The 17,710-nt window shown below is 50.7% G+C and carries 27 protein-coding genes and 1 pseudogene; 22 read left to right on the top strand and 6 right to left on the bottom strand.

Translation table 11 applies throughout. The annotated features are described in order from the left end of the window. The first annotated feature begins 7 nt into the window (after positions 1-7). From rpsN to DEU53_RS14880, 17 genes and pseudogenes are all read left to right on the top strand, one after another. On the top strand, positions 8-313 hold the full coding sequence (rpsN, locus tag DEU53_RS14960; protein ID WP_007891666.1) for a 30S ribosomal protein S14: 306 nt from the start codon (positions 8-10) through the stop codon (positions 311-313). 32 nt (positions 314-345) lie between these two features. Next, complete coding sequence (gene rpsH, locus DEU53_RS14955) at positions 346-738, top strand: 30S ribosomal protein S8 (RefSeq protein ID WP_007891668.1); 393 nt, start codon at positions 346-348, stop codon at positions 736-738. Positions 739-751: 13 nt separating this feature from the next. Then, the gene (gene rplF, locus DEU53_RS14950; RefSeq protein ID WP_008104735.1) at positions 752-1,285 is read left to right on the top strand and encodes a 50S ribosomal protein L6; all 534 of its coding nucleotides are present in this window, start codon (positions 752-754) and stop codon (positions 1,283-1,285) included. Positions 1,286-1,294: 9 nt separating this feature from the next. Further along, a complete protein-coding gene (gene rplR / locus DEU53_RS14945; RefSeq protein ID WP_008104733.1) occupies positions 1,295-1,648 on the top strand; it encodes a 50S ribosomal protein L18 in 354 nt (117 codons plus the stop codon). A gap of 14 nt (positions 1,649-1,662) precedes the next feature. Beyond that, positions 1,663-2,163 (top strand): 30S ribosomal protein S5, encoded by a 501-nt coding sequence (gene rpsE / locus DEU53_RS14940; protein WP_007891679.1) that lies wholly within the window; start codon positions 1,663-1,665, stop codon positions 2,161-2,163. A 5-nt stretch (positions 2,164-2,168) separates the two neighbouring features. Continuing rightward, positions 2,169-2,348, top strand: coding sequence for a 50S ribosomal protein L30 (rpmD, locus tag DEU53_RS14935; RefSeq protein ID WP_007891681.1), 180 nt, complete (start codon positions 2,169-2,171; stop codon positions 2,346-2,348). Positions 2,349-2,351: 3 nt separating this feature from the next. After that, the gene (rplO, locus tag DEU53_RS14930) at positions 2,352-2,786 is read left to right on the top strand and encodes a 50S ribosomal protein L15 (RefSeq protein ID WP_007891684.1); all 435 of its coding nucleotides are present in this window, start codon (positions 2,352-2,354) and stop codon (positions 2,784-2,786) included. Positions 2,787-2,793: 7 nt separating this feature from the next. Continuing rightward, positions 2,794-4,125 carry a preprotein translocase subunit SecY gene (secY, locus tag DEU53_RS14925; protein ID WP_007891686.1) on the top strand — a complete coding sequence of 444 codons (1,332 nt, stop codon included), beginning with the start codon at positions 2,794-2,796 and terminating at the stop codon, positions 4,123-4,125. A gap of 32 nt (positions 4,126-4,157) precedes the next feature. Then, positions 4,158-4,274: a 50S ribosomal protein L36 gene (gene rpmJ, locus DEU53_RS14920; RefSeq protein ID WP_004160566.1), complete on the top strand. Its 117-nt coding sequence runs from the start codon at positions 4,158-4,160 to the stop codon at positions 4,272-4,274. Between the two features lie 146 nt (positions 4,275-4,420). Beyond that, positions 4,421-4,777 carry a 30S ribosomal protein S13 gene (rpsM, locus tag DEU53_RS14915; protein WP_034830736.1) on the top strand — a complete coding sequence of 119 codons (357 nt, stop codon included), beginning with the start codon at positions 4,421-4,423 and terminating at the stop codon, positions 4,775-4,777. 16 nt (positions 4,778-4,793) lie between these two features. Next, complete coding sequence (gene rpsK, locus DEU53_RS14910; protein ID WP_004160563.1) at positions 4,794-5,183, top strand: 30S ribosomal protein S11; 390 nt, start codon at positions 4,794-4,796, stop codon at positions 5,181-5,183. Between the two features lie 32 nt (positions 5,184-5,215). Further along, entirely contained in the window at positions 5,216-5,836 is a 621-nt protein-coding gene (rpsD, locus tag DEU53_RS14905) for a 30S ribosomal protein S4 (RefSeq protein ID WP_007891687.1), read from the top strand. A 25-nt stretch (positions 5,837-5,861) separates the two neighbouring features. Next, on the top strand, positions 5,862-6,851 hold the full coding sequence (gene rpoA / locus DEU53_RS14900; RefSeq protein WP_007891688.1) for a DNA-directed RNA polymerase subunit alpha: 990 nt from the start codon (positions 5,862-5,864) through the stop codon (positions 6,849-6,851). A gap of 40 nt (positions 6,852-6,891) precedes the next feature. Then, a complete protein-coding gene (gene rplQ, locus DEU53_RS14895; RefSeq protein ID WP_008104728.1) occupies positions 6,892-7,278 on the top strand; it encodes a 50S ribosomal protein L17 in 387 nt (128 codons plus the stop codon). Between the two features lie 113 nt (positions 7,279-7,391). After that, on the top strand, positions 7,392-7,763 hold the full coding sequence (locus DEU53_RS14890) for a DUF1992 domain-containing protein (RefSeq protein ID WP_101762567.1): 372 nt from the start codon (positions 7,392-7,394) through the stop codon (positions 7,761-7,763). 1 nt (position 7,764) lies between these two features. Continuing rightward, a complete protein-coding gene (gene zntR, locus DEU53_RS14885) occupies positions 7,765-8,202 on the top strand; it encodes a Zn(2+)-responsive transcriptional regulator (protein ID WP_110867594.1) in 438 nt (145 codons plus the stop codon). Positions 8,203-8,252: 50 nt separating this feature from the next. Beyond that, a pseudogene (locus DEU53_RS14880) lies at positions 8,253-8,444 on the top strand (alternative ribosome-rescue factor A); the annotation flags it as partial. A gap of 44 nt (positions 8,445-8,488) precedes the next feature. Here DEU53_RS14880 and mscL read toward each other — a convergent pair. The 5 genes from mscL to def form a co-directional block, all read right to left on the bottom strand. After that, positions 8,489-8,902 (bottom strand): large-conductance mechanosensitive channel protein MscL, encoded by a 414-nt coding sequence (gene mscL / locus DEU53_RS14875; protein ID WP_007891693.1) that lies wholly within the window; start codon positions 8,900-8,902, stop codon positions 8,489-8,491. Positions 8,903-9,012: 110 nt separating this feature from the next. After that, complete coding sequence (trkA, locus tag DEU53_RS14870) at positions 9,013-10,389, bottom strand: Trk system potassium transporter TrkA (protein ID WP_007891694.1); 1,377 nt, start codon at positions 10,387-10,389, stop codon at positions 9,013-9,015. A gap of 31 nt (positions 10,390-10,420) precedes the next feature. Then, on the bottom strand, positions 10,421-11,707 hold the full coding sequence (gene rsmB, locus DEU53_RS14865) for a 16S rRNA (cytosine(967)-C(5))-methyltransferase RsmB (RefSeq protein ID WP_110867592.1): 1,287 nt from the start codon (positions 11,705-11,707) through the stop codon (positions 10,421-10,423). Between the two features lie 45 nt (positions 11,708-11,752). Further along, positions 11,753-12,697 (bottom strand): methionyl-tRNA formyltransferase, encoded by a 945-nt coding sequence (gene fmt / locus DEU53_RS14860; protein WP_110867591.1) that lies wholly within the window; start codon positions 12,695-12,697, stop codon positions 11,753-11,755. Between the two features lie 21 nt (positions 12,698-12,718). After that, a complete protein-coding gene (gene def, locus DEU53_RS14855) occupies positions 12,719-13,231 on the bottom strand; it encodes a peptide deformylase (protein WP_008104717.1) in 513 nt (170 codons plus the stop codon). 115 nt (positions 13,232-13,346) lie between these two features. On the opposite strand from def, the gene dprA reads away from it, so the two are divergent. The 5 genes from dprA to aroE are packed head-to-tail and all read left to right on the top strand — an operon-like array spanning position 13,347 to position 16,895. Beyond that, positions 13,347-14,471, top strand: coding sequence for a DNA-protecting protein DprA (gene dprA / locus DEU53_RS14850; RefSeq protein ID WP_110867590.1), 1,125 nt, complete (start codon positions 13,347-13,349; stop codon positions 14,469-14,471). Continuing rightward, entirely contained in the window at positions 14,443-14,916 is a 474-nt protein-coding gene (smg, locus tag DEU53_RS14845; protein WP_007891699.1) for a DUF494 family protein Smg, read from the top strand. The genes dprA and smg overlap by 29 nt, the downstream gene beginning before the upstream one ends. A 27-nt stretch (positions 14,917-14,943) precedes the next feature. Beyond that, positions 14,944-15,498 (top strand): type I DNA topoisomerase, encoded by a 555-nt coding sequence (locus tag DEU53_RS14840; RefSeq protein ID WP_101762573.1) that lies wholly within the window; start codon positions 14,944-14,946, stop codon positions 15,496-15,498. Next, positions 15,495-16,070 (top strand): L-threonylcarbamoyladenylate synthase type 1 TsaC, encoded by a 576-nt coding sequence (gene tsaC / locus DEU53_RS14835; protein ID WP_110867589.1) that lies wholly within the window; start codon positions 15,495-15,497, stop codon positions 16,068-16,070. Before DEU53_RS14840 ends, tsaC begins: the two co-directional genes overlap by 4 nt. A gap of 3 nt (positions 16,071-16,073) precedes the next feature. Continuing rightward, positions 16,074-16,895, top strand: coding sequence for a shikimate dehydrogenase (aroE, locus tag DEU53_RS14830; protein WP_110867588.1), 822 nt, complete (start codon positions 16,074-16,076; stop codon positions 16,893-16,895). A 9-nt stretch (positions 16,896-16,904) separates the two neighbouring features. On the opposite strand, the gene DEU53_RS14825 is transcribed toward aroE, so the two are convergent. Further along, positions 16,905-17,459 carry a gamma carbonic anhydrase family protein gene (locus DEU53_RS14825; protein ID WP_110867587.1) on the bottom strand — a complete coding sequence of 185 codons (555 nt, stop codon included), beginning with the start codon at positions 17,457-17,459 and terminating at the stop codon, positions 16,905-16,907. Positions 17,460-17,710 lie beyond the last annotated feature (251 nt).

Here is a 17,710-nt window from a genome sequence, read left to right as displayed (position 1 = left end):
TTACTTAATGGCTAAGCAATCGATGAAAGCACGCGAAGTTAAGCGTGTGAAATTAGCAGACAAGTTCTTCGCCAAGCGCGTTGAACTGAAAGCGATCATTTCTGATGTGAACGCATCCGACGAAGATCGTTGGGATGCCGTTCTCAAGCTGCAGAGTCTGCCGCGTGATTCCAGCCCTTCCCGTCAGCGTAACCGCTGCCGTCAGACAGGTCGTCCGCACGGTTTCTTGCGGAAGTTTGGGTTGAGCCGTATCAAGGTCCGTGAAGCCGCAATGCGCGGTGAAATCCCGGGTCTTAAAAAGGCTAGCTGGTAATTGTCACCATTTGAATCACGGGAGTAACACAGATGAGCATGCAAGATCCGATCGCGGATATGCTGACCCGTATCCGTAACGGTCAGGCCGCGAACAAAGTTGCGGTCTCTATGCCTTCCTCCAAGCTGAAAGTGGCAATTGCCAACGTGCTGAAGGAAGAAGGCTATATTGAAGATTTTAAAATCGAAGGCGATATCAAGTCTGAGCTGGAAGTTACTTTAAAGTATTTCCAGGGCAAGGCTGTGGTAGAGAGCATTCAGCGTGTTAGTCGTCCAGGTCTGCGCATCTATAAGAAAAAAGATGAGCTGCCAAAAGTAATGGCTGGTCTGGGCATCGCTGTAATCTCTACCTCTAAAGGTGTCATGACTGATCGTGCAGCGCGCCAAGCTGGTCTTGGTGGCGAAATTATCTGCTACGTAGCGTAATCGGAGGAATAAAATGTCTCGTGTTGCAAAAGCACCTGTCGTTGTTCCTGCGGGCGTAGAGGTAAAACTCAGCGGTCAGGAAGTTTCGATCAAAGGCAAAAACGGCGAGCTGACTCGTACTATCAACAGTGCTGTAGAAGTTAAGCATGCAGACAACGCCCTGACTTTCGCTCCACGCGAAGGTTATGCGGATGGTTGGGCACAAGCAGGTACTGCTCGTGCGCTGCTGAACGGCATGGTTATCGGTGTTACCGAAGGCTTCACCAAGAAGCTGCAACTGGTTGGTGTTGGTTATCGTGCAGCTGTTAAAGGCAACTCTGTGAGCTTGGCCCTTGGCTTCTCTCACCCTGTTGACCATGCACTGCCGGCCGGCATCACTGCTGAATGTCCAACTCAGACTGAGATCGTGCTGAAAGGCGCTGATAAACAGCTGATTGGTCAGGTTGCAGCTGATCTGCGCGCCTACCGTCGTCCTGAGCCTTATAAAGGCAAGGGTGTTCGTTACGCCGACGAAGTCGTGCGTACCAAAGAGGCTAAGAAGAAGTAAGGTAACACTATGGATAAGAAATCTGCTCGTATCCGTCGTGCGACCCGTGCACGTCGCAAGCTCAAAGAGCTGGGTGCTACTCGCCTGGTGGTACATCGTACCCCGCGTCATATCTACGCACAGGTGATCGCCCCGAACGGTTCCGAAGTTCTGGTTGCTGCTTCTACTGTAGAAAAAGCTATTGCCGAACAACTGAAGTATACCGGTAACAAAGACGCCGCTGCAGCTGTAGGTAAAGCTCTGGCTGAGCGCGCTGTTGAGAAAGGCATTACTAATGTCTCTTTCGACCGTTCCGGGTTCCAATATCATGGTCGTGTCCAGGCACTGGCAGATGCTGCCCGTGAAGCTGGCCTTCAGTTCTAAGGTAGAGGTCTAAGATGTCAAACATCGAGAAACAAGCTGGCGAACTGCAGGAAAAACTGATCGCGGTAAACCGTGTATCTAAAACTGTAAAAGGTGGTCGTATTTTCTCCTTCACCGCACTGACTGTAGTGGGTGATGGTAACGGCCGCGTTGGTTTTGGTTACGGTAAAGCGCGTGAAGTTCCAGCAGCGATCCAGAAAGCGATGGAGAAAGCCCGTCGCAATATGATTAACGTCGCGCTGACTCACGGCACCCTGCAGCACCCTGTTAAAGGTGCTCACACAGGTTCTCGTGTGTTCATGCAGCCAGCTTCTGAAGGTACCGGTATCATCGCCGGCGGTGCAATGCGCGCCGTTTTAGAAGTTGCTGGAGTACATAACGTTCTGGCTAAAGCGTATGGTTCTACCAACCCGATTAACGTGGTTCGTGCAACTATCGATGGCCTGGGCAATATGAATTCTCCGGAAATGGTCGCTGCCAAGCGTGGTAAATCCGTTGAAGAAATTCTGGGGTAATCACGATGGCTAAGACAATTAAAATTACACAAACCCGCAGTTCAATCGGCCGCCTGCCTAAGCACAAAGCGACTCTGGTTGGCTTGGGTCTGCGTCGCATCAATCACACCGTTGAGCGTGAAGATACGCCTGCTGTACGCGGTATGATTAACGCGATTTCCTACATGCTGAAAGTGGAGGAGTAAGAGATGCGTTTAAACACTCTGTCTCCGGCCGAAGGGTCTAAACACGCTTCTAAGCGTCTGGGTCGTGGTATCGGTTCTGGCCTCGGTAAAACTGGTGGTCGTGGTCACAAAGGTCAGAACTCTCGTTCTGGCGGTGGCGTACGTCGCGGTTTCGAGGGTGGCCAGATGCCTCTGTACCGTCGTCTGCCGAAATTCGGTTTCACCTCTCGCAAAGCAATGATCACGACAGAAGTTCGTCTGTCTGATCTGGCGAAAGTTGAAGGCGGTATTGTTGACCTGAATACGCTGAAAGCGGCCAATATTATCGGTGTTCAGATTGAATTCGCGAAAGTGATTCTTTCTGGTGAAGTTTCTGCACCGGTAACGGTTCGCGGTCTGCGTGTCACCAAAGGTGCTCGTGCTGCAATCGAAGCTGCTGGCGGTAAAATCGAGGAATAAGTAGCAGATGGCAAAGCAACCGGGATTAGATTTTCAAAGTGCCAAAGGTGGCTTTGGTGAACTGAAGCGCAGACTGTTGTTTGTAATCGGTGCACTCATTGTCTTCCGAATTGGCTCTTTTATTCCAATCCCCGGTATCGATGCCACTGTACTTGCCAAACTGCTTGAGCAACAGCGTGGCACCATCATTGAAATGTTCAACATGTTCTCTGGTGGTGCTCTCAGTCGTGCCTCAATCTTCGCTCTGGGTATTATGCCATATATTTCGGCTTCTATTATTATCCAGCTGCTGACGGTGGTTCATCCAGCGTTAGCTGAGATTAAGAAAGAGGGTGAAGCTGGTCGTCGCAAGATTAGCCAGTACACTCGCTACGGCACACTGGTTCTGGCTGTATTCCAGTCGATCGGTATTGCTACCGGTTTACCGAATATGCCTGGAATGCAGGGGCTGGTAATGAATCCAGGCTTTGCATTCTACTTTACCGCTGTTGTAAGTCTGGTTACTGGGACAATGTTCCTGATGTGGCTGGGCGAACAGATTACTGAGCGAGGTATCGGTAACGGTATCTCGATCATTATCTTCGCAGGTATTGTTGCGGGACTCCCGCCGGCCATTGGCCATACCATCGAGCAAGCGCGGCAAGGTGACCTGCACTTCCTTCTGTTGCTGTTGGTTGCAGTTCTAGTATTTGCAGTGACGTTCTTTGTTATTTTCGTCGAGCGTGGCCAGCGCCGCATTGTGGTCAACTACGCTAAACGTCAGCAAGGTCGTCGTGTATATGCTGCACAGAGCACACATTTACCGTTGAAAGTGAATATGGCGGGCGTAATCCCAGCTATTTTTGCTTCCAGCATTATTCTGTTCCCGGCGACCATAGCATCATGGTTCGGGGGCGGTACCGGTTGGAACTGGCTGACAACAATTTCGCTGTATTTGCAACCAGGACAGCCGCTTTATGTGCTACTCTATGCGACTGCAATCATCTTCTTCTGTTTCTTCTACACGGCGTTGGTCTTCAACCCACGTGAAACAGCAGATAACCTGAAGAAGTCTGGTGCATTCGTACCGGGAATTCGTCCGGGAGAGCAAACGGCGAAGTACATCGATAAAGTAATGACACGTCTGACCTTAATCGGCGCACTGTATATTACTTTTATCTGCCTGATCCCGGAGTTCATGCGTGATGCTATGAAAGTTCCATTCTACTTTGGCGGCACATCGCTGCTCATCGTAGTGGTCGTCATCATGGACTTTATGGCTCAAGTGCAAACTCTGATGATGTCGAGTCAGTACGAGTCTGCATTGAAGAAAGCTAACCTGAAGGGCTACGGCCGTTAATTCGGGTGCTTGAGAAGTTACGGAGAGTAAAAATGAAAGTTCGTGCTTCCGTCAAGAAATTATGTCGTAACTGCAAAATCATTCGCCGCGACGGTGTCGTACGTGTGATCTGCAGCGCCGAGCCAAAGCATAAACAGCGCCAAGGCTGATATTGTCACATATTTTTCTTGCAAAGTCGGGTTGAGCTGGCTAGATTAGCCAGCCAATCTTTTGTATGTCGATGCGTTACCATTTGAGTATCCTGAAAACGGGCTTTTCAGCATGGGACGCATTTGTTTAATTATAGGAGTGCATAGTGGCCCGTATAGCAGGCATTAACATTCCTGATCAAAAACATACCGTTATCGCATTAACTTCGATTTTCGGTATCGGTAAAACTCGTTCTAAAGCCATCTGCGCTTCAACGGGTATTGCTGAAAATGTTAAGATCAGAGAGCTGTCTGAAGAACAAATTGAACAGCTGCGTGAAGCAGTTGGTAAATTCGTTGTTGAAGGTGATCTGCGCCGTGAAATCACCCTGAGTATCAAGCGTCTGATGGACCTTGGTTGCTATCGTGGTTTACGCCATCGTCGTGGTCTGCCAGTTCGCGGTCAGCGTACTAAGACCAATGCACGTACCCGTAAGGGTCCGCGTAAACCGATCAAGAAATAATCGGGGTGAGTAAATAATGGCAAAGGCACCAGTTCGTGCACGCAAGCGTGTAAGAAAACAAGTCTCAGATGGCGTGGCTCATGTCCATGCATCTTTTAACAACACCATCGTTACAATTACTGATCGTCAGGGTAACGCACTGGGTTGGGCAACCGCCGGTGGTTCCGGTTTCCGCGGTTCACGTAAATCTACTCCGTTTGCTGCTCAGGTAGCTGCAGAGCGCTGTGCAGAAGCAGTGAAAGATTACGGTATTAAGAATCTGGAAGTTATGGTTAAGGGTCCGGGTCCAGGACGCGAATCAACAATTCGTGCTCTGAACGCTGCTGGTTTCCGCATCACTAATATTACTGATGTGACTCCAATCCCTCACAACGGTTGTCGTCCGCCGAAAAAACGTCGCGTTTAATCGCCCGTTTTTAGGTTAGTTGGAGAAAGAAAATGGCAAGATATTTGGGTCCTAAGCTCAAGCTGAGCCGTCGTGAGGGTACCGACTTATTCCTTAAGTCTGGCGTTCGCGCGATCGATACCAAGTGCAAAATTGAACAACCACCTGGTCAGCATGGTGCGCGTAAACCGCGTCTGTCTGACTACGGCGGCCAGTTGCGTGAAAAGCAGAAAGTTCGTCGTATGTACGGCGTGCTGGAGCGTCAGTTCCGCAACTACTATAAAGAAGCAGCACGTCTGAAAGGCAACACAGGTGAAAACCTGCTGGCCCTGCTGGAAGGCCGTCTGGATAACGTTGTTTACCGTATGGGCTTTGGCGCCACTCGTGCAGAAGCACGTCAGCTGGTTAGCCATAAATCTATCCTGGTGAACGGTCGCGTTGTTAACATCGCTTCTTATCAGGTATCTCCGAATGATGTCGTAAGCATCCGTGAGAAAGCCAAACAGCAATCTCGCGTGAAGGCCGCTCTGGAGCTGGCTGAGCAGCGTGAAAAGCCAACCTGGCTGGAAGTTGATGCTACTAAGATGGAAGGTGTGTTCAAGCGTATTCCTGAACGTACTGATCTGTCTGCGGACATTAACGAACACCTGATCGTCGAGCTTTACTCTAAGTAAAGCTTAGTACCAAAGAGAGGACACAATGCAGGGTTCTGTGACAGAGTTTCTAAAACCGCGCCTGGTAGATATCGAGCAAGTGAGTTCGACGCACGCCAAGGTGACCCTTGAGCCGTTAGAGCGTGGCTTTGGCCATACTCTTGGCAACGCACTGCGCCGTATTCTGCTTTCTTCCATGCCGGGTTGCGCGGTGACCGAGGTTGAGATTGATGGTGTGCTTCATGAGTACTCCACCAAAGAGGGCGTACAGGAAGATATCCTGGAAATCCTGCTTAACCTGAAAGGGTTGGCGGTAAGAGTTCAAGGTAAAGATGAAGTCATCCTTACTTTGAATAAATCTGGCATTGGCCCTGTGACTGCAGCCGACATCACCCACGACGGTGATGTTGAAATCGTCAAGCCGCAGCATGTGATCTGCCACCTGACCGATGAAAACGCATCTATTAGCATGCGTATCAAAGTTCAGCGTGGTCGTGGTTATGTGCCGGCTTCTGCCCGAATTCATTCGGAAGAAGATGAGCGCCCAATCGGCCGTCTGTTGGTTGACGCTTGCTACAGCCCTGTAGACCGTATTGCCTACAATGTTGAAGCAGCGCGTGTAGAACAGCGTACCGACCTGGACAAGCTGGTCATCGAAATGGAAACCAACGGCACAATCGATCCTGAAGAGGCGATTCGTCGTGCGGCAACCATCCTGGCAGAACAACTGGAAGCTTTCGTTGACTTACGTGATGTACGTCAGCCGGAAGTAAAAGAAGAGAAACCAGAATTCGATCCGATCCTGCTGCGCCCTGTTGACGATCTGGAATTGACTGTCCGCTCTGCTAACTGCCTCAAGGCAGAAGCTATCCACTACATCGGTGATCTGGTACAGCGTACCGAGGTTGAGCTGCTTAAAACGCCTAACCTGGGTAAAAAATCTCTTACCGAGATTAAAGATGTGCTTGCTTCACGTGGTTTGTCTCTGGGCATGCGCCTGGAAAACTGGCCACCAGCAAGCATTGCTGATGAATAAACCGATCACAGGTTAAGGTTTCACTGAGAAGGATAAGGTCATGCGCCATCGTAAGAGTGGTCGTCAACTGAACCGCAACAGCAGCCATCGTCAGGCTATGTTCCGCAACATGGCTGGTTCTCTGGTTCGTCATGAGATCATTAAGACGACTCTGCCGAAAGCCAAAGAGCTGCGCCGCGTAGTTGAGCCGCTGATTACTCTTGCCAAGACCGACAGCGTAGCTAATCGTCGTCTGGCATTCGCCCGCACTCGTGATAACGAGATCGTGGCAAAACTGTTTAACGAGCTGGGCCCGCGTTTCGCGAGCCGTGCCGGTGGTTACACTCGCATTTTGAAGTGTGGCTTCCGTGCTGGTGACAACGCTCCGATGGCTTACATCGAGCTGGTTGATCGTCCAGAAGCTCAAGCAGAAGCTACTGCAGAGTAATTTGCAGTATCGTAAAAAACCCGCTTCGGCGGGTTTTTTATTGTCCGTAATTCCTTTCCATTTACTCCCCTTTCGCTATGCTGATGGCTGATACACCCATCAGGAACTCCCTTATGTGGCTAATTGATCAACTTGTAGAGCAACATATACGTGAAGCTCAGGAAAAGGGTGAGCTGAGTAATTTGCCCGGCGAAGGTGCACCTTTACAGCTAGATGATGACAGCGGAGTGCCAGTTGAACTGCGCACGGCATATCGGCTGTTGAAAAATTCTGGTTACTTACCTCCGGAACTTGAAATGCGTCGAGAAGCATTGGCGGTAAACGATCTGCTACGCGAACTGGATCCTGACGATGGCAAGGCGCGAGAACTGTCGAAACGCTTAGCTTTGCTAGAAATAAAACTCCAGCAAGCCGGAATCAGTACCGAATTTTTGCGCGGCGAGTATAGCGATAACATCCATCATCATTTGCAGCGGGAGAAATAGCATGTTTCGGATTGGCCAACTGGCAAAAATGGCGGATGTGACGCCAGACACCATCCGCTTTTATGAAAAACAGCAGATGATGAATCATGAGGTACGCACTGAGGGCGGTTTTCGTCTTTATAACGACGATGATTTACAGCGGCTGCGTTTTATTCGTTATGGTCGCCAACTCGGCTTTAGCTTAGAGTCAATCCGTGATTTATTGTCAATCCGCATCGATCCTGAACATCATACTTGCCAGGAATCCAAAGCCATTGTGGCGAAAAGATTGGATGAAGTGAATGGCATGATTGCCGAACTACAGACGATTCAACGTTCATTGCATCGTTTAGCTGAAACCTGCTGCGGCGAAATACATAGCAGCGCTTGCTGTTCAATACTTGAAGCTCTGGAGAGAGGTGAGGAGCCGCAGCCGGAAATTTGTTGTAGTAAGGATTGAATTTTGCGCTGGAAGGAATATAGTTGCGCCGTTAATAACCGGAGGACGAGATGACTCGCTATCAGCACCAAAAAGGTAAAATCAACGATAATGCACTGGAAGCATTATTACATGATCCACTGTTTAGGCAGCGCATTGAGAAGAATCAGAAAGGAAAGGGCAGCTATCAACGTAAAGACAAACATGGCAAAGGACGTAACTGGGAGGCCAGTGATAAGCAGAAAAGTTTATCACTGGCCTTCTTCTTTAAAGACAAAAAAGCCGCCTTACGTGGGCGGCTTTTTTATTATAATTTATCGTGATTTTGTTGTTTTAACAGGTCACGGATTTCAGTGAGCAGTAACTCTTCATTCGTCGGCTTAGGTGCCGCTTTCTCAACTTCTTTTTTCTGATACAGCTTGTTCATTACTTTAATTGCCAGGAATATCGCGAAGGCAACAATAACGAAATCGAACACGGTCTGAATAAAGTTACCGTACTCCATTACCACAGCAGGAATATCACCTTCTGCCGGTTTTAATATCCATTTAAACTGTTTGAAATCGACGCCACCAATCAGCAAGCCAAGTGGCGGCATGATGATATTGGCGACCAGTGAAGAAACAATCTTACCAAAAGCGGCACCGATGATGACACCTACCGCCAGATCAACCACGTTCCCGCGCATTGCAAAATCACGAAACTCTTTGAATAAACTCATTGTTATCTCCTTGCCTTGGCCAATGGCTAAAGTCTAACAAACCTTTGTGCAATTGCCATTAGAACAATGGATTAAGCGAAATTTTCACGGCGGGCTTTCGCCCGCAGCTTTTACAGGAAGAATGGACTTGGCTGGAACAGGCGCTCAACATCGGGCACAAACTTCTTATCCGTCAGGAACATAATTACGTGATCGCCCTGTTCGACGCGCACGTTATCATTGGCGATGATCACCTCATCACCGCGCACCACAGCACCGATAATGGTTCCCGGCGGCAACTTAATATCTTCTATCAAACGCCCAACCACGCGTGAGGTGGTTTCATCGCCGTGTGCGATCGCTTCGATTGCTTCTGCAATACCGCGACGCAGTGAGGACACGCCCACGATATCGGCTTTACGTACGTGACTTAGCAGCGCCGAGATCGTGGCTTGTTGCGGCGAGATCGCAATGTCGATCACGCTACCTTGAACAAGATCGACGTAGGCGCGGCGCTGGATCAGCACCATTACTTTTTTCGCACCCATTTTCTTAGCCAGCATGGCCGACATAATATTGGCTTCATCGTCGTTAGTGACCGCGATGAAGAGATCCACCTGATCGACATGCTCTTCGGCCAGCAATTCCTGATCCGAGGCATCACCGTAAAACACGATAGTATCGTGCAAACGTTCTGCCAGTTCTGCCGCGCGTTGTTGATTACGTTCGATCAACTTCACGCTGTACTGTTTTTCCAGGCGCTGCGCCAATCCAAAGCCGATATTTCCGCCGCCAACTAACATGATGCGCTTATACGGTTTTTCCAGACGCTGCATTTCACTCATCACCGCGCGGATGTGTTGGCTCGCGGCAATAAAGAACACTTCATCGCCGGCTTCCACAATCGTAGAACCCTGGGGACGAATGGGACGATCCTGACGAAAAATCGCCGCGACTCGCGTATCAATATGCGGCATATGTTCACGCATGATCGACAAAGGATTCCCGACCAGCGGTCCGCCATAATAGGCTTTAACCACTGCGAGGCTCACTTTGCCTTCGGCAAAATTCACTACCTGAAGTGCGCCAGGATACTGAATCAGGCGGTAGATATTGTCGATCACCAACTGCTCAGGGGAGATCAGATGATCAATTGGTACGGCTTCAGGTACAAACAGCTTCTCAGCATCGCGTAAGTATTCAGCGGCGCGAATACGCGCGATACGATTGGGCGTATTAAAAAGGGAATACGCAATTTGACAAGCCACCATGTTGGTTTCATCGGAGTTGGTTACCGCCACCAACATATCCGCATCTTCAGCACCGGCTTCACGCAAAATACGCGGATGTGATCCGTGACCATGCACGACGCGCAGATCAAATTTGTCCTGCAATACGCGTAAACGCGTCGCATCGCTATCGACGACGGTGATATCGTTATTTTCCCCGACCAGATTTTCTGCCAGGGTTCCGCCGACCTGGCCGGCGCCGAGGATAATGATTTTCATGGCTTAGATGCTCTTGTCAGTGTGCGCAGCACTATTTTTTCATCAGCTTAGCGTAGAAGAAGCCGTCGCCGCCATCGATGGCCGGGAAAACCTGCCAGCCATTAGCCTGGCCCTGTGGTAACGTTTCGGCCACGGCGTCGCTGTGCGCTGCCAAAAAGGCGCTGATTTGATTGTGATTCTCTTCCGGCAATATTGAGCAGGTGGCATATATCATCGTGCCGCCAGATTTTAGACGCGGCCAGACGGCCTCAAGTATTTCGCGCTGTAGATTCGCCAGCTCAGGAATATCACGATCGCGACGTAGCCACTTGATGTCTGGATGGCGGCGAATAACGCCCGTGGCAGAGCAGGGCGCATCGAGCAGGATACGATCAAACTGCATATCACCACACCATTCTGCCGGTGTACGACCATCGCCCTGACGCACTTCGGCCTGCATGCCCAGGCGCTGTAAGTTCTCATGCACACGGAGCAGGCGTTGCGGGTCAACATCGACGGCTAAGACTTTGGCCTGCGGGGCGATTTCGAGGATATGCGTGGTTTTACCACCTGGAGCAGCACAGAGATCGAGAATAGTTTCCCCATTTTTTGGCTCAAGCAACAGTGCGCAACGTTGTGCAGAAAGATCCTGCACCGTCACCCAACCTTGATCGAAACCCGGCAGCTGGCTGACTGGAGCGGGTGATTCCAGTCGCAATGCATCTTGTGCATCGCCAGGAAAAGCAACTTTATCTTCTGCCTGCAATAGCGCCAGCCAGGCATCGCGACTGTGATACTGGCGATTGACGCGCAGCCACATCGGCGGTCGCTGATTGTTAGCTTCAACAATCTGTTGCCACTCTTCTGGCCATGCCGCTTGCAGACGTTTCAGCAACCAGCCTGGATGCCAGTAACGTTGCGAGCCCTGATCGACTTCGGCTAACAGCGCTTCTTGCTGGCGCAGGAACTGGCGCAACACGCCATTTAACAGGCCTTTTAAAGCCGTGCGCTTCAGCACTTCAGCACCCGCCACGGTTTCTGCCAGTGCCGCATGGGCCGGCACGCGGGTATATAGCAGCTGATAGAGGCCAACCATCAACAGATAATGCAACACTCGCTGCTTACCGGTTAAGGTGCGCTCCATCAGTTTGCCGATTAAGGCTTCCAGCTGCGGCAGCGTGCGCATCACGCCAAAACAGAGTTCTTGCAGCAGCGCGCCATCTTTATCGGATAGGTTCTTTTGCGCGCCCGGCAAAATGGCACTCAGCGATTCGCCTTTGTCCACAACGCGTTCAATGAGTTGCGCGGCCAGGCTGCGCAAGTTGGTAGCTTTTTTCATGTTATTTCATCAAACAAAAAGCCCGGTCAAACCGGGCTTGGAGGATCAGGCCAGAACGGTTCCAGGTACGAACCATTCGCGGCGCGAATTGAGCAGGTCCTGAGCGGACATGGCTTTTTTACCGGCAGGTTGCAGCGATACCAGATTCAGCACACCATCGGCCGTTGCGATCTGAATGCCTTGTTTATCAGCATGGACGATTTCACCGGGTTGCTTGTTCTGATGCGGCAAAACCGTTGCCTGCCAGACTTTTACCGGTTGCTCTTCAATCATGAAATAGCTCATTGGCCATGGATTGAAGGCACGAATACAACGTTCCAACTGCGCTGCTGAAAGTGACCAATTGAGACGCGCTTCTTCTTTACTCAGTTTCTCGGCATAAGAGACCAGCGCTTCATCCTGGACCTCTGGCCTGGCATTACCGCTTGCCAGCAGATCCAGCGTTAACAGCATGCCTTGCGGGCCGAGTTGCGCCAGCTTCTCATACAGCGACGCGCTGGTGTCTTCAGCCGTAATTGGGCAGGAGAGTTTATGCAGCATGTCGCCGGTATCGAGGCCAACATCCATCTGCATAATGGTGACACCGGTTTCGCTATCGCCGGCCCAGAGAGAGCGTTGGATGGGTGCAGCACCGCGCCAGCGTGGCAGCAGCGAACCATGCACATTGATACAACCCAGGCGCGGCATCGCCAGCACGGCTTTTGGCAGGATCAAGCCATAAGCGACCACCACCATGATATCGGCCTGCAGATCGGCAACCAGATGCTGGTTCTCTTCAGGCTTCAGAGATTTCGGCTGAAATACGGGAATATCGTGCGCCTGTGCCAGGACTTTGACCGGGCTTGACGTAAGCTTATTGCCGCGTCCGGCTGGACGATCGGGCTGGGTAAAGACGCCAACAACCTGATGCTCAGAAGCAAGTAGCGCGTCTAAATGACGCGCTGCAAAGTCAGGTGTACCGGCAAAGATAATTTTGAGCGGAGCAGACACAGTTTAACCTTCTATTAGCACTTAATCTTCGCGTGCGTTTAGGCGGGCCAATTTTTCCAGTTTCTGTTTGATACGCTGACGTTTCAGTGGCGACAGATAATCAATGAAAAGTTTGCCATCGAGATGATCGATTTCATGCTGGATGCAAATCGCCAGCAGACCGTCGGTTTCCAGCTCAAAGCTTTTGCCGTCACGATCCTGCGCACGCACCTTGACCCACTCTGCGCGCGGCACAAAAGCACGTTGCTCAGGAATAGAAAGGCAGCCTTCTTCAATACCGGTTTCACCGCTTTTTTCCAGCAGTTCCGGATTAATCAGCACCAAACGCTCGTCACGGTTTTCAGAAACATCAATAACAATGATGCGCTGATGAATATCGACTTGGGTCGCCGCTAAGCCAATACCTTCTTCGGCGTACATGGTTTCAAACATGTCGTCGACAATACGCTGCACGTCTGCGTTTACGGTTGCCACCGGCGCAGCGATTTTGCGAAGGCGATCATCAGGGAAATGTAATACCTGCAAAACTGACATAAATATCCAGATCTGTATGCGTTGAAGAAAAGATTACTGCCTCATATTGTAGACTTTTTGATGTCTGATTGACAGCATTGCACCGCATGATAGCGCGGCTGACAGGGAGTGCAGCATGGAGAGAATTGAATGGATGCTCAGGCTGGCAAATGTGAAAGGCTTAAGCTCTGGAGTTGTCAGACATTTAGCTGAGGCATTGCAGGATAATGCTCAGGTTGATGACGATCTTTTACTGGATCAGGGATTAAACGAAACCCAGCGACAACAGTTTAAAGAGCTTTGTCCACGCCAGTTAGCACGAACACATCTATGGCTGGAGGATGAACAGCATCATGTAGTTACCTGTATCGACGAACATTATCCCTCGGCGTTAGCGGAAATCAGTCGACGTCCCTCATTGCTGTATGTCGCGGGAAATATGGACATCTTGCAGACGCCCCAACTCGGTGTCGTGGGCAGCCGTCACTGCACGCATTATGGTAAGCAATGGGGAAGCTGGTTTACGCAGCAATTAGCGCTAAGTGGATTGACCATCACCAGCGGCCTTGCGCGCGGAATCGATGGCGTGGCGCATCGGGCCGCGTTAGAAGTGCAGGGCAAAACCGTTGCAGTATTAGGCAGCGGCCTGCAGCATATCTACCCTAAAAGTCATCAAGCGTTAGCACGTGAGATCATCGCTGGCGGTGGCGCACTGATCTCGGAATTCCCCCTTGATACGGCACCGCATGCGGTTAACTTTCCGCGGCGTAATCGCATCATCAGTGGTTTAAGTCTTGGCGTACTGGTAGTTGAAGCCACGTTAAAAAGCGGTTCGCTGGTGACGGCACGCTACGCTTTGGAACAAAATCGTAACGTTTATGCATTACCCGGCGCGCTAGGCAATCCGGGTAGTGAAGGTACGCACTGGCTTATCCAGCAAGGCGCGCTGCTGGTGGCGCATCCTAACAATATCCTTGAAGATTTACATTCAACGCTGCAATGGTTGCCTGATAGCAGTTCAGAAACAATATATTCACAACACAGTGACGATGTGCCATTGCCATTTGCAACTGTGTTGGCTAACGTAGGTGATGAGGTTACACCTGTTGACGTCGTCGCTGAACGTGCCGGCCAACCTGTGCCAGTTATCGCAGCTCACCTGCTGGAGCTGGAGTTAGCAGGATGGATCGCAGCTGTACCCGGCGGCTATGTCCGATTGAGGAGGGCATGCCATGTTCGACGTACTTATGTACTTGTTTGAGACGTATATCCACAACGAAGCTGAAATGCGCGTTGATCAGGATAAATTGACCGATGATTTAACCGATGCCGGTTTTCATCGTGAAGATATCTACAATGCGTTGAATTGGCTTGAGCGGTTAGCGGATTATCAGGAAGGCTTGGTTGCGCCAGTACTCATGGCAAACGATCCGCTCTCAATGCGAATCTATACCGAAGAGGAAAACCAGCGTTTAGATGCAGAATGTCGCGGTTTTATTTTGTTCCTGGAACAGGTCCAGGTGCTGAATATGGAAACGCGCGAGATGGTCATCGAACGTGTAATGGCCCTTGATACCCTCGAATTCGATCTTGAAGATCTCAAATGGGTGGTGTTGATGGTGCTTTTTAACATCCCAGGATGTGAAAACGCCTATCAGCAAATGGAAGAACTGTTATTCGACGTCAATGAAGGTATGCTGCATTAATAATTTGCGATTGATGCAACCGGTAATATGAGTAAATCAGCACTATTTTCCGTGCCTAAACACGATCCCTGCCCCGCTTGCGGGGCAGAATTAGTCATACGTTCCGGCAAACACGGCCCTTTTCTGGGGTGTGTAAATTATCCAACCTGCGATTACATTCGCCCGCTGAAAAGTCAGGGAGATGGACACGTCGTTAAAGTGCTGGAAGGCCATGCATGCCCCCAGTGTGGCGCAGACAAAGTTCTGCGTCAGGGGCGATTTGGCATGTTCGTGGGTTGCAGTCACTACCCGGAATGTGATTACACCGAAACTATCGACAAGCCTGATGAAACAGCTATCGCCTGTCCGCAATGTCAGAGCGGTAAACTGGTACAGCGGCGCTCGCGCTATGGCAAAACCTTCTACTCTTGCGATCGCTATCCAGATTGCCAGTTTGTCCTTAACGCAGCGCCGGTTGAAGGCGTTTGCCCGCATTGCCAGTTCCCTTTATTAATAGAGAAGAAAACCGCACAAGGCATGAAGCGCTTCTGCGCCAGCAAACGCTGCGGTAAGCCCATTGTCCAGGACGCATCATCATCATGAAGCCAAGCCAGTATTCAGCGGGTAGTCTCGATTTTTGCATTGAGAGGCTACAGCAACAGGAAGTTATCGCCTATCCAACCGAAGCCGTATTTGGATTGGGCTGCGATCCCGACAGCGAGGATGCCGTAATGGCACTTTTGGCGCTCAAGCAGCGTCCAGTCGAGAAGGGACTCATTTTGATTGCAGCCGATTACGCGCAGCTGGAACCTTATATCGCCGACCGTGAACTCTCTGTGCTGCAGCGCGAGCGTATGTTTGCCAGTTGGCCTGGCCCGGTAACCTATGTAGTGCCAGCTTCGCCACATACGCCGCGTTGGTTAACGGGGCGTTTTGACTCACTGGCCATTCGCGTTAGCGATCATCCTGACGTACAGGCTTTGTGTCGCGGTTTTGGTAAACCTCTGGTTTCGACCAGCGCCAATCTTTCCGGCGAACCGCCTTGTCGTAATGCGGAAGAGGTTGCTAAGCAATTTGGTCCGCAGTTCCCGGTCTTAAATGCTGAAACGGGTGGGCGACTGAATCCTTCTGAAATCCGCGACGTTATTAGCGGTGAACTTATTCGTCAGGGCTAACGCATGGAAAATTTTGCCGTATTTGGTCACCCGATTGCGCATAGCAAATCTCCTTTCATTCATAACTTGTTCGCTGAGCAAACCGGCATTGAGCATCAATATGGCAAGGAGTGCGCGCCACTTGAGGGTTTTCCTCAGTCGATCGCCCATTTTTTTGCGCATGGCGGCAAAGGTGCCAATGTCACGCTGCCTTTTAAACAGCAGGCGTGGGAATTTGCCGATGAGCTTAGCGAGCGTGCGGCATTGTCTGGTGCGGTTAATACGTTAAAGAAAGATGCGCAGGGCAAGATCTTCGGCGATAACACCGATGGCATCGGCTTGCTCAGCGATCTGGAACGACTGCAGATGATCCATCCAGGCGATCGAATTCTGCTGGTGGGCGCCGGTGGTGCTGCGCGTGGCGTAATCCTGCCGCTGCTTTCATTCGGATGTTCGCTGGTGGTAGTGAATCGCACCGTGGCACGCGCCGAGCAGCTGGCAGAGATTTTCCAGCATAGCGGGGATATCAAAGCGGCCAGCTTTGAGCAATTAACGGATCAGCAATTTGATCTGATCATTAATGCGACCTCGAGCGGTGTTGATGGCAAAGTTCCGGCGTTAGACACATCACTAATTAATGCGCAAACGCGGTGTTATGACATGTTTTATCAACAAGGTTTGACGCCATTCTTACTGTGGTGCCAGCAGCAGGGCGCGCAGCAGCTTGCGGATGGTGTTGGCATGTTAGTAGGGCAAGCCGCTCACGCTTTTCATTTATGGCATGGCGTGATGCCAGAGATCACGCCAGTGATAGCCAAACTAAAGCAGTCGATGCAGCAGAGGTAAGGCTGGCGATCAGGAATGTGATTGGCTTTCCTGAGCGAGATATTCATTCTTCCAACCAACATAGTTGTTAGATGAGTAAAGCAGCCCGGCGATTTCCGCTTCACTGAGTGGGCGGACCTGCTTAACCGGGCTGCCTAAATACAGGTAGCCACTCTCCAGTCGTTTACCTGGCGGCACCAAACTGCCAGCGCCAATCATCACATCATCTTCAACGATCACGCCGTCCAGCAGAATGGATCCCATACCAACCAGTACGCGATTGCCGATAGTGCAGCCGTGCAGCATCGCTTTATGCCCTACCGTGACATCTTCGCCAACAATCAGCGGATAACCTTCCGGATTGCTGCTGGACTTGTGAGTGACGTGCAGTACGCTGCCATCCTGGATATTGCTTCTTTTGCCTATCACCACTTTATTGACGTCACCACGAATCGCAACCAGCGGCCAGATGCTAACGTCATCGTCGAGTTGTACTTCACCCACCACCACGCTGCTGCTATCGATCATCACGCGATCGCCTTGTTGCGGGAAATGGTTCTTATAAGGTCGTAGGGCTGTGGACATGATCTTCTCCTTTTACGTTTTTACCCAAGCCTGCGGCTTAAAAGGCGGATAAACAAGATGATTTTTGAGCGGATCGCTCGCGATCGCAGCGAAAAGAGTGAAAACTCGCCAGTCGATTAAAAAGATCGAAAAAAGGGGTTGTGCAAAAAATTCGGATCCCTATAATGCGCCACCACTGAGACGGCAAAGCGGCAACGCAGACGGCTCGGCAGGGAGTGAAGAAATTCATCCCGCCGGATGAAAACGCTGAA

Source organism: Pantoea sp. AG1095, from assembly GCF_003208415.1.
GTDB lineage: Bacteria > Pseudomonadota > Gammaproteobacteria > Enterobacterales > Enterobacteriaceae > Pantoea > Pantoea leporis.
Note: the sequence above shows the minus strand (reverse complement) of the source record. Positions and strands in the feature narration are given on the sequence as shown.